Origin of the sequence: Neisseria sp. 74A18 (assembly GCF_001308005.1) — a bacterium.
GTDB classification, from domain to species: domain Bacteria; phylum Pseudomonadota; class Gammaproteobacteria; order Burkholderiales; family Neisseriaceae; genus Neisseria; species Neisseria dumasiana.
On record NZ_LGZA01000007.1, the window covers coordinates 1 to 11,970 of the forward strand.

Consider the following 11,970-nt stretch of genomic DNA (forward strand, 5'->3'; position numbering starts at 1 on the left):
AATTTAATAATAAATTTAGATGAAACTCGCAATTTCATTATACAAACATGTATTCATTAAGCATAATTATGCTTTTGAAGTAATTCAAACGCATAAAAATGATAAATATTGAGATAGATTCTTGAGTTACACATTTATAATGAACAAACGCTTACCGAAACAAATTTTTATTTCAAAAAAAAACATAAAAATAAAATTTTATTATCATTAATTAGCAATTTGTAAAAGTTTTTATCAATATATTTGAAATTTATTTATTTTTATCAGATTTAGTTATATTATGTTTATATATGTTATTTTATTGATTAATAATAATTAACTTAAAAACTATCATATAGTATCCAATTCTTTAATGAAACATGTTATAGTCAATCAACTTTTACTACGATGTTGCTGGTCCTTAGCTCAACAGAGAACGATTGTATAAGCCGCTGAAGCGGTAACGGAGTAGGTTTCGTATTACTTGTATTGTCTACGGCTTGCTGCTTTGTATTAAAAATAAGCTGATTAACTATAAATCTGCCTAATTAAATCAATAAGCAAACACCTTATTCAGATTGGACACAAATGTCTCAAATTTTAGATATCTCGAATGCTGCTTGCATTAAATACTAAAAGCCTTCAAAAGCCGTGCACTAAAAAAGCCGAATTCTCGATCAACTCGAATTCGGCTTTTCCAAACAAAAAGAGATGATTAACGGATAGTCGTTCCTATACGGCTCATATCGCGGAAGTTCATCCAAATAAAAAAGGCTTTTCCGACAATATATTTATCACTCACAAAACCCCAATAACGCGAATCGGAGCTTCCGTCCCGATTATCGCCCAGTGCAAAGTAATGACCTTCAGGCACTTTGCACGCAAAGCCGCTTCCGTCTGCCGCATATTGGCAGTTTTCAATCAGGCCGCTTTGCAAGCCGGCTTCGGCCATTCTGTGCTGTACAAAATTCACCGCATTCAAATCTACCGCCGGAACATCATCCATTTTTAACACATCGAAATCATGATCGAATACGGAAGCCTGATAAATTTTAGCTTCTCTATTTAATGAAGGATCTTGATCATCTTGATAAGAATATGTGCCTTTGAGTATGTCTTTTTCCCTCACGCCGTTGATCGTCAATACCTTATCTTGATATTCGACAACATCGCCGGGCAGGGCGACAATCCGCTTTATGTAATTGATTTTAGGGTCTTCCGGATAATTAAATACCGCAACATCACCGCGCTGTATTTGTCCGGTGGGAATTAATACATTATTGATGATCGGGGTTCGGATACCGTAGGCAAATTTATTCACCAAAATAAAATCACCTACTACCAACCCAGGCCTCATCGAGCTTGAGGGAATTTGAAAAGGCTCTGCAACAAATGTACGCAGCACAAATACCACTAAAATAATGGGAAAAAAGCCGCCCAAATAATCGGTAAAGTGGTTGTTGCTGCCATGATGTTCAGGTTGTTTTTTCAGACGGCCTTTATGCACAAACCAGATTACGCCTGTAATCAATACGAAAATCAGCAAAACAGCGGTAAAACTCATGAATGCCGACAGCACGCCGAATATGCCGACCATCATCAGCAAATAGCCCCATTGCAGCGAATTGCTCCACTCACCGTTTTCTTCACGCTGTTTGCTGCTTCTGGCAAACAGCACGAAACCGATGACCAAAGCGGCAATTGCGCCCAGTATCAATGTTTTACTCATTATTTATCCCCAACCTGCAAAATAGCCAAGAACGCGCTCTGCGGAATTTCCACATTGCCGACCTGCTTCATACGGCGTTTACCGGCTTTCTGTTTTTCAAGAAGTTTTTTCTTACGCGTAATATCGCCGCCGTAACATTTGGCCAGTACGTTTTTACGCAGGGCTTTTACGGTTTCGCGGGCGATAATCTGGCTGCCGATTGCCGCTTGTACGGCAATATCGAACATCTGACGCGGAATCAGTTCGCGCATTTTCGCCGCCAGTTCGCGGCCGCGGAACACGGCATTGGAGCGGTGGACAATCAGGCTCAAAGCATCGACTTTTTCGCCGTTCACCATAATATCCAGCTTAATCAGATCGGCCGCTTGGAATTCTTTAAACTCATAATCCAACGAAGCATAGCCGCGTGAAGTGGATTTGAGCTTGTCGAAGAAATCCATCACCACTTCGTTCATCGGCAGATCGTAAGTGAGCATCACTTGGCGGCCCATGTATTGCATGTTTTTTTGTACGCCGCGTTTTTGGTTGCACAAGGTCATCACCGCACCCACATATTCCTGCGGCACCAAAATCGTAGCCGTGATAATCGGCTCGAATATCGTGTCGATACTGCCGACATCGGGCAGTTTGGACGGGTTCTCCACTTCGATTTTTTCGCCGTTTTTCAACAAGACTTCATATACCACCGTCGGCGCGGTGGTAATCAAATCCATATCGAATTCGCGCTCCAAGCGTTCCTGCACGATTTCCAAATGCAACAGCCCCAAGAAGCCGCAGCGGAAACCGAAACCCAAGGCTTGGGAAACTTCCGGCTCGAATTTCAGCGAAGCGTCGTTTAATTGCAGTTTTTCCAAGGCATCGCGCAAAGCTTCGTAATCGTGGCTTTCCACCGGATACAAACCGGCAAATACCTGTGATTGAACCTCTTGGAAACCGGGCAAAGCTTTTTCAGCAGGATTGGCTGCCAAGGTAATGGTGTCGCCAACTTTGGCAGCATTCAATTCTTTGATGCCGGTAATCAGGAAGCCTACTTCGCCGGCTTTTAATTCTTGTTTTTGCACCGACTTCGGCGTGAACACACCAAGTTGTTCCGCCTGCGTTTCGGCTTTGGTGCTCATAAACAGCAGCTTGTCTTTCAGTTTCAGACGGCCTTCTTTAACGCGGATAAGCATCACCACGCCGACATAATTATCAAACCAAGAGTCGATGATCATGGCTTGCAAGGGTGCATCTTCATCGCCTTCGGGAGCAGGAATTTTAGCAACGATTTCTTCCAACACGTCTTCCACGCCCAAGCCGCTTTTGGCAGAGCAGGTTACTGCACCGACGGCATCGATACCGATGATGTCTTCGATTTCCTGCGCCACGCGGTCGGGGTCGGCGGCGGGTAAATCGATTTTATTCAGCACGGGCACCACTTCCACACCCAAATCAATCGCGGTATAGCAGTTGGCCACGGTTTGCGCTTCCACGCCTTGCGAAGCGTCCACAACCAAGAGCGCGCCTTCGCAAGCAGATAACGAGCGGGAAACTTCGTAGGAAAAATCGACGTGTCCGGGGGTGTCGATCAGGTTGAGCTGATAGGTTTGCCCGTCGCGCGCCTTATAATTCAGGGCGGCGGTTTGCGCTTTGATGGTAATGCCGCGCTCTTTTTCAATATCCATCGAGTCCAGCACCTGCGTGCTCATTTCGCGCATTTCCAAGCCGCCGCAATATTGGATAAAGCGGTCGGCCAGTGTGGATTTGCCGTGGTCGATATGGGCGATAATGGAAAAGTTTCTAATGTTTTTCATTGAGTTAGACATGCTGCTCGTTATTCTGTGAGAGGCCGTCTGAAAAACAAGAACATACCGTTTCAGACGGCCTGATAAATCGGGATCAAATAGCCGCTTATTTTAGCTGAAAAAAGCGGTTTGGGCTAATTCAGACGGCCTTAAACCGTTACCGTCGTTTAAATAGGCAGCGCAGCCGCAAAGCTTCACGCTTGCGGCACGAACGGGCATTTCAATATAAAAAACAGCAGGTTTTAACGCCTGCTGTTTTTTTATATTGAAATGCCCGGTTTATTTCTCTACAAATTGGCCGTAAGACATAATCCGGTCGAAACGGCGGGTAAGCAGGTCGGACATAGGCATATCTTGCGCCATACGCAGTTGCTCGGCCAACACATCCTTAACGCGTTTTGCCATTTCGGCATGATCACGGTGGGCACCGCCCAAAGGTTCTTCAATCACGCGGTCGATCAATTTTAATTCGGCCAAACGCTTGGCGGTAATACCCAACGCTTGCGCAGCATCGGATGCTTTTTCTGCGGTTTTCCACAAAATAGAGGCGCAACCTTCGGGTGAGATCACCGAATAGGTGGAATATTGAAGCATATTGACATAATCACCCACGGCAATCGCCAATGCGCCGCCGGAACCGCCCTCGCCGATAATCGTACACAACACCGGCACATGCAGTTTGGTTAATTCGTAAAGGTTGCGGCCGATGGCTTCCGATTGGTTACGTTCTTCTGCGCCGATACCGGGATAAGCGCCCGGCGTGTCGATAAATGTCATCACAGGCAGATGGAATTTTTCGGCCAGCTGCATCAAACGCAATGCTTTACGGTAGCCTTCGGGACGCGGCATGCCGAAATTACGGCGGATTTTTTCTTTGGTATCACGGCCTTTCTGATGCCCGATCACCACTACGCTTTGGCCGTTGAAGCGCGCCAATCCGCCGATAATGGCATGGTCGTCGGCATAGTGGCGGTCGCCGTGCAACTCTTCGAAATCGGTAAAAATGGTGTTGATATAGTCTAATGTGTAAGGGCGTTGGGGATGACGCGATACTTGGGATACTTGGGCAGGAGTGAGTTTGCTGAAAATCGATTTGGTTAAATCGGCACTTTTTTTCTGCAGGCGGACGATTTCTTCTGAAATATCTACGGCCGACTCACCTTGCACAAAGCGCAACTCATCGATTTTTTTCGTTAATTCCGCAATAGGTTGTTCAAAATCCAAGAAAACGGGTTTCATAATTAATGCTCTTATCAATAGGATTCGGACGTAATCATACGCTAATCAAAGCAGTTTCGGCAGTATTTTGTCGTGTTTCATCACGCCGCCCGTCTGATTAATGTGTATTGTGCCGTTGCATATAACGGCTGTATCTCTATTTCCCGGGTTTTAGTGCAAATACTCGCACTGCACCCAATCCCGTATCTTATGCTAAACTCGCCAACACTTCAATCACACGGCAATAACATGAAAAGCGATCACGATAATACTGCGATGCGGCTCGATAAATGGCTGTGGGCTGCGCGTTTTTTCAAAACCCGTGCCTTGGCTCAAAAGCATATCGAATTGGGACGCGTACAGGTTAACGGCTCCAAAGTGAAAAACAGCAAAAACATTTCTGCCGGCGACGTTATCGATTTAACTTTAAATTCGCTTCCCTACAAGCTGACCGTTTTGGCACTCAACCACCAACGCCGCCCCGCTCCCGAAGCGCGGATGCTGTATGAAGAAGACAAGCAGACGGCCGAAAAACGCGAAGCGCAGAAACTGCTCGACCAAGCCAGCCGCGTAAGCGCCGCGTACCCCGACGGACGGCCTACCAAGCGCGACCGACGCCAAATCGATAAAATCAAACGCGGCGATTGGTAGCCATACCGCATGTCATCTGCCCGTGTTAAGTTACCCCGCTGCACCTGACTGCTTATTTTCGGGCAGGCCGTCTGAAAAACTCCGACCGCCCACCATCAACCACATGCAATGTTATCCGGCCTGCTAAGGATAATCCGCGCCGATACCTATTTCATACCGCTATGATAAATTCAACCCAACTTGACCATACCGCCGCCGTGCTTTCATCAATGCTGACGTTCCAACAGCCTGCCGACGCCGTGCTTTCCGCCTATTTCCGCGACCACAAAAAACTCGGCCGCCAAGACCGTCACGAAATCGCCGAAACCGCATTTGCCGCGCTGCGCCATTACCAAAAAATTTCAGCAGCGCTGCGCCGGCCGCACGCCCAAGCCAAACAAGCCGCACTGGCTGCTTTGGTTGTCGGCCGCGGCATCAACATCAGCCAAATCAGCGAATTGATCAATGAAGAAGAACGCGAATTTTTAAGCCGTCTGAAAAGCCGCAAAGCCGAGTTTTCAGACGGCCTCAACACGGCGGCGGAACTGCCCGAATGGCTGATCAGGCACTTGCAGGCGCATTACGACGACGAAGCCATACTCGCATTCGGACGCAGCATCAGCCGCCCTGCCCCGCTCGATCTGCGGGTCAACACCGTCAAAGCCAAACGCGACAAAGTATTGGAAGCCCTGCAAAGCGAAGGTTTGGCCGCCGAAGCCACGCCGTATTCGCCTTGGGGCATACGCCTGCAAGACAAAGCCGCGCTCAACAAACATCCCCTTTTCTTAGACGGCACGTTGGAAGTTCAAGACGAAGGCAGCCAGCTGCTTGCCTTGTTAACCGGCGCCAAGCGCGGAGAAATCATTGTTGATTTTTGCGCAGGCGCAGGCGGCAAAACGCTGGCCATCGGTGCGATGACAGCCAATAAAGGGCGGATTTATGCTTTTGACGTTGCCGAAAAACGCCTTGCCAATCTCAAGCCGCGCATGGTTCGCGCCGGTTTAACCAATATCCACCCTGAACGCATCAGCAGCGAACACGATCCGCGTATAGGCCGTCTGAACGGCAAAGCCGACCGCGTGTTGGTTGACGCCCCCTGCTCCGGCTTGGGCACTTTGCGCCGCAACCCCGATTTGAAATACCGCCAATCGCCCGAAACCGTATCCAAACTGCTTGAGCAGCAACACAGTATCCTGAGCGCGGCCTCGGCATTGGTTAAAGAGCAAGGCCGTTTGGTGTATGCCACATGCAGCATTCTGCCCGAAGAAAACGAACGGCAGGTAGAACGCTTTTTAAGCGAACATCCGCAATTCGAACTGTTGGACTGTGCCGCTTTGCTCGAATCAGCCAAAGTTAACGGTTTGGATACCGGAAAATATCTCCGTTTGAATACGGCCGAACACCATACCGACGGCTTTTTTGCCGCAGTTATGCAACGTAAAGCCTAGCTTTACCGCTTTAACCGCATGAGGCCGTCTGAACAGCATTTAACGCTTTTCAGACAGCCTATAATCAATCAGCTTAACTTTTACTGCAACGTTACTGCCCATATTCAAATGTTGATTGAATAGTGTTTTTTTCGGTTTCAAGCCGTTTCAAATCCGGCCTGCGGCCTAAGCACGGAAAGCAAAACACAATCTTGTTCACCCGTGTTGCGCAAACCATGGCGGCAACCGGTATCGATAACCACACTATCGCCCGCCGCTACCGCCTGCCGGCTGTTATCGTCGCCCCATATTTCGGCACATCCTTTCAGCACCACCCAAATATCTTCCCCGTTCGGATGGCGGTGGGGCGGCAAGATACCCCCGGGCGGAAGCTGCCACAGCACCAGATTCATATCACTTCCCTGATGAAGCACAGTTCGGATGGATTCTGCGGGATTATCCGTTAAATGTTCTGCAATATGCAGAATATCGAGCCGGTTCATTTTGATTCGCCTTTCTCGTATGGATCGTAAAAACGCCTGCCTGAAACGGTTTTCGGGCAGGCATTGTTCAGACGGCCTGATGAGTTACACAGGCGTATCCATCCAATCTACTTTGTTCATCTTGCGCACAATCACCCATTCGTCGCGGTTGGAGCCTACCGTGCCGTAGTAGTTGAAACCGTAGGCCAATTGGGCGTAGCCGCCGATCATGTGGGTGGGTTTCAGAATGGCGCGGGTTACGGAGTTGTGGATACCGCCGCGTTTTTTGGAAACCTCGCCCGCCGGAGTGTGGACGATTTTTTCCTGTGCGTGGTACATCAGGATCATGGTTTCGGGAATACGCTGGCTGACAACGGCGCGGCAGGCAATCGTGCCGTTGGCGTTGAACACTTCCACCCAGTCGTTATCGACGATACCGGCTTTTTTGGCATCCATTTCGGAAATCCACACATGCGGGCCGCCGCGCGAAAGGGTGAGCATACGCAGGTTTTCCGAATAGGTGCTGTGGATGCCCCATTTTTGGTGCGGCGTGAGGAAGTTAAGGGTGATTTCCTTATTGCCGTTGGGGTATTTGCCCAAAAGTTTCTTGGTGGTTTTAAAGTCCACGGCAGGTTTGTACACGCACAGGTGTTCGCCGAAATCGCGCATCCATTTGTGGTCTTGGTAGAACTGCTGGCGGCCGGTGATGGTGCGCCACGGGATGAGTTCGTGCACGTTGGTGTAGCCGGCGTTGTAGCACACTTCTTCGCTTTCCACGCCCGACCAAATCGGTGAGGTTACGATTTTGCGCGGCTGGGCGACAATGTCGCGGAAGCGGATGGCGGTGTGCTCGCTCGATTTAATCAGGTGCGAGTGGTCGCGGCCGGTAGCTTTGCTCAACGCTTCCCATGCTTTAACGGCAACGTGGCCGTTGGTTTCGGGCGCGAGGGTCAGCACCATTTCGCAGGCATCAATGGCGGTTTCGATTTTCGGCTGGCCTTTGCCCACGCCGGTTGCTTGTACGCCGTTGAGTTTGCGCAGGAATTCGACTTCGTGCTTAGTGTCCCAAGCCATGCCTTTGCCGTTGTTGTTCACTTTTTCCAACAAGGGGCCGACGGAGGTGAATTTTTCGTAAATCGCGCCGTAGTCGCGTTCCACCACGGTCATGGCGGGCATGGTTTTGCCGGGGATCGGGTCGCATTCGCCGTGTTTCCAGTCTTTCGGGTCGAACGGCTGGCCGAGTTCCTGCGGGCTGTCGTGCATCAGCGGGGTGAGCACGATGTCTTTGCGCACGCCGATATAGTCTTTGGCGATTTCGCTGAATTTTTTGGCAACGCCTTTGTAGATTTCCCAGTCGGTTTTGCTTTGCCACAGCGGTTGTACGGCCTCGGTGAGCGGGTGGATAAACGGATGCATGTCGGAAGTGTTGAGGTCGTCTTTTTCATACCATGTGGCGGTAGGCAGCACGATGTCGCCGTATAGGCAGGTGGTGGACATGCGGAAATCGAGCACCACGAGCAAATCGAGTTTGCCCTCTGCTGCGGGGCGAACCTTGATTTCAGACGGCTTGATGCACTCTTCGTCGTTTTCGTCGCTCAACACGGCGTTTTGCGTGCCCAGCAGGTATTTGAGGAAATACTCGTGCCCTTTGCCCGAAGAACCAAGCAGGTTGGAACGCCACACAAACAGGTTGCGCGGGAAGTTTTGCGGGTTGTCCGGGTCGTTACACGCCATATCCAGCGTACCGTCTTTCAGACGGCCTGCCACATATTGGGCAGGATCGACACCGGCAGCTTCGGCCTGATCGACAATATCCAAGGGATTTGCGCCCAATTGCGGCGCGCTCGGCAGCCAGCCCATGCGTTCGGCTTTGGCGTTGTAATCGATCATCGAGAGCTTGCCCATGCTGCCGTCGGCGTTAGGCGCGAGAATTTCATCTACGGCTACTTTTTCATGCCGCCATTGGCTGGTATGGGCGTAGAAGAATGAGGTGCTGTTCATTTGACGCGGCGGACGGTGCCAGTCGGTCGCGAAGGTCAGCGGAATCCAGCCGCTTTGCGGGCGCAACTTTTCTTGGCCGACATAGTGGCACCAGCCGCCGCCGGATTTACCGATAGATCCGCACATCATCAGCATATTGATGATGCCGCGGTAAGCCATATCCATGTGGTACCAGTGGTTCAAACCGGCACCGACAATCACCATGCTGCGGCCTTCGGTATCGTGGGCGTTTTGGGCGAACTCGCGGGCTACCTGAATCACCAATTCCGGTTTCACGCCGGTGTGTTTTTCCTGCCATGCAGGGGTATAAGGCTTGTCGTCGAAATAATCTTTGGCAACATTTTCGCAACCCAAGCCGTTGTCCACGCCGTAGTTGGCTACCATCAGATCGAACACGGTTGCTACCAACGCGGTTTCGCCGTTGGCCAGCGGAATGCGTTTGGCGGGCACTTTGCGGTAAATCACTTCGTCGTGCTCGCCGCCGAAATAGGTGAAGCCGACTTCCACCACTTCGTCCGAACGGTTTTTCAGCGACAGCGCGGCACGCACTTCATTGCCTTGCGCTTGCGTTTCCAAGTTCCATTTACCGCTGCCGTCCCAACGGAAACCGATAGAGCCGTTGGGCACCATCAGGCCGTCTGAAAGTTCGTCCCAAGCCAGCGTTTTCCAATCGGGATTGTCGTTTTCGCCGAAGTTGCCGTCCAATTCGGACGCACGCAGGAAATATTTGGGCGCATAACCGCTGCCTTCCTGCTCAAGGTGTACCAAAATCGGCATATCGGTTAAACGGCGGATATAGTCGGTAAAGTAAGGAGACGGGTTCTCGACATGAAATTCTTTAAGGATAACGTGCCCCATCGCCATTGCCAAAGCCGCATCGGTGCCTTGTTTCGGCGCCAACCAAATATCGCCGAATTTCGCCATCTCGCCGAAATCGGAAGAAACCGCCACGGTTTTGGTGCCTTTGTAGCGTACTTCGGTGTAGAAGTGGGCATCGGGCGTGCGCGTCATCGGCACGTTGGAACCCCATACCATCAGATAATTCGAGTTGTACCAGTCGGCAGACTCGGCCACGTCGGTTTGCTCGCCCCAAATTTGCGGGCTGGCCGGCGGTAAGTCGCAATACCAATCGTAGAAAGACATTGCCACACCGCCCATCAGGCTGAGATAACGTACACCGGCGGCATAGCTCACCATCGACATGGCAGGAATCGGCGAGAAGCCGATTACCCGGTCGGGGCCGTAGTTTTTCACGGTGTAAGCATTGGCCGCCGCCACCATCTCATTGGCCTCGTCCCAAGACGCACGCACAAAGCCGCCCAAGCCGCGTTGGGTTTTATACGACTTGGCCCGGTTTTCGTCTTCCACGATCCACGCCCAAGCCTCAACCGGCGACATGGTTTTGCGCGCTTCACGCCACATTTCCGCCAACACGCCGCGTATCATCGGGTATTTCACACGCTGGGCGGAATATACATACCAGCTGTACGAAGCCCCGCGCGGACACCCCCGCGGTTCGTGGTTCGGCAAATCGGGGCGGGTGCGCGGATAGTCGGTCTGCTGGGTTTCCCAAGTAATCAGGCCGTTTTTCACATACACTTTCCAGCTGCACGAGCCGGTACAGTTTACACCGTGGGTGGAACGCACCACCTTGTCGTGCTGCCAGCGGCTGCGGTAGGCATTTTCCCACTTGCGGTCTTCTTCGGTTACCACCCCGTGCCCGTTGGCAAACGGTTCGTGTTTTTGGCTGAAAAATTTCAGACGGTCTAAAAAGTGGCTCATGGCGGGTTCCTTTTGTTTATCGCACCGACAGGGCAATGCCTGTCTGAAAATAGTTTTCTACAATTGGAATATAGAACAGCCACCCGCAAGAAAATATGCATCGAAAGGGTTTAAGCCGAAAGAAAAAGGCGGAGAAAAAAAACGCTTTTTAAGTAGATGCCTAGTTCTTTGGAAGTAATCAAAGAACCGGCATAAAAAGAAACACATCAGCAACCGGCACGATTTTAAACACGGCCTTTCGCCTTACTTCAAAGCTGCGTTGATGAAACCGGAACAGAAATCCGATTCTCAAGTGTGTTGTCAAAGAGCTTGCTAAGCGGTTTTCTGGCTTCGAAAATCCGCTGCGCTACCGAAGCAAAAGCTACAGATGCAAAGCAAAGAGTAGAGCCAAATTGGATGAGGTCTTTATTCACATACGCGGTGGATTTCTGCATTGTGCGCCGTTCACTTGCATATCATGCGATATAGCAAATCAACTTGTTTTGATACAAGGCGGCAAAGCGCGGCTACGCCAAAACAGAGATAAGTTTATTCACGATATGTCCGCACCCGCTCTACTGCTTCAGATTGAACTATATCCACATCTGTTCTTTTGCAAAAGTCTCAATAAAAACAAACCTCTTAAGAAAATATTCTTAAGAGGTTTGAAAATTTGGCACGCCCACGGGGAATCGAACCCCGGTTACCGCCGTGAAAGGGCGATGTCCTAACCGCTAGACGATGGGCGCGGATTGATTTTGATTCTTGGCGCACCCGGAGCGATTCGAACGCCCGACCCTCTGGTTCGTAGCCAGATACTCTATCCAACTGAGCTACGGGTGCTTATTTCACTACGCTTCGTTAGTGCTGTGAATCAAGAAACCGAATAATAATAGGGTTTGCCCTGCCTGTCTACACCTCAATGGTAAAAAATATATAAACATATGAATCTATATTAA

The 11,970-nt window shown here is 50.1% G+C and carries 8 protein-coding genes and 2 tRNA genes; 2 read left to right on the forward strand and 8 right to left on the reverse strand.

Annotated features, from left to right (window positions below; all coding sequences use genetic code 11):
- Window positions 1-694: 694 nt before the first annotated feature.
- The 3 genes from lepB to AKG43_RS03695 form a co-directional block, all read right to left on the reverse strand.
- Entirely contained in the window at window positions 695-1,708 is a 1,014-nt protein-coding gene (gene lepB, locus AKG43_RS03685) for a signal peptidase I (protein WP_054599231.1), read from the reverse strand.
- The gene (lepA, locus tag AKG43_RS03690; RefSeq protein WP_054599232.1) at window positions 1,708-3,501 is read right to left on the reverse strand and encodes a translation elongation factor 4; all 1,794 of its coding nucleotides are present in this window, start codon (window positions 3,499-3,501) and stop codon (window positions 1,708-1,710) included. The genes lepB and lepA overlap by 1 nt, the downstream gene beginning before the upstream one ends.
- 270 nt (window positions 3,502-3,771) lie before the next feature.
- A complete protein-coding gene (locus AKG43_RS03695) occupies window positions 3,772-4,731 on the reverse strand; it encodes an acetyl-CoA carboxylase carboxyltransferase subunit alpha (protein WP_054599233.1) in 960 nt (319 codons plus the stop codon).
- A gap of 228 nt (window positions 4,732-4,959) precedes the next feature.
- Between AKG43_RS03695 and AKG43_RS03700 the strand changes: the two genes are divergently transcribed.
- Window positions 4,960-5,361 (forward strand): RNA-binding S4 domain-containing protein, encoded by a 402-nt coding sequence (locus tag AKG43_RS03700; RefSeq protein WP_054599234.1) that lies wholly within the window; start codon window positions 4,960-4,962, stop codon window positions 5,359-5,361.
- A gap of 164 nt (window positions 5,362-5,525) precedes the next feature.
- Complete coding sequence (locus AKG43_RS03705; protein WP_054599293.1) at window positions 5,526-6,788, forward strand: RsmB/NOP family class I SAM-dependent RNA methyltransferase; 1,263 nt, start codon at window positions 5,526-5,528, stop codon at window positions 6,786-6,788.
- Between the two features lie 137 nt (window positions 6,789-6,925).
- Here the strand turns inward: AKG43_RS03705 and AKG43_RS03710 are convergent, their stop codons facing one another.
- The 5 genes from AKG43_RS03710 to AKG43_RS03730 all read right to left on the reverse strand — a co-directional run bounded on the left by AKG43_RS03710 (window position 6,926) and on the right by AKG43_RS03730 (window position 11,854).
- Complete coding sequence (locus tag AKG43_RS03710; RefSeq protein WP_054599235.1) at window positions 6,926-7,270, reverse strand: cupin domain-containing protein; 345 nt, start codon at window positions 7,268-7,270, stop codon at window positions 6,926-6,928.
- An 84-nt stretch (window positions 7,271-7,354) separates the two neighbouring features.
- Window positions 7,355-11,032 (reverse strand): nitrate reductase subunit alpha, encoded by a 3,678-nt coding sequence (locus tag AKG43_RS03715; protein WP_054599236.1) that lies wholly within the window; start codon window positions 11,030-11,032, stop codon window positions 7,355-7,357.
- A 248-nt stretch (window positions 11,033-11,280) separates the two neighbouring features.
- Window positions 11,281-11,466, reverse strand: a complete 186-nt coding sequence (locus AKG43_RS03720; RefSeq protein WP_054599237.1) for a hypothetical protein — start codon at window positions 11,464-11,466, stop codon at window positions 11,281-11,283.
- Between the two features lie 219 nt (window positions 11,467-11,685).
- Window positions 11,686-11,760, reverse strand: a tRNA-Glu gene (locus AKG43_RS03725).
- A gap of 17 nt (window positions 11,761-11,777) precedes the next feature.
- Window positions 11,778-11,854, reverse strand: a tRNA-Arg gene (locus tag AKG43_RS03730).
- Window positions 11,855-11,970: the final 116 nt, after the last annotated feature.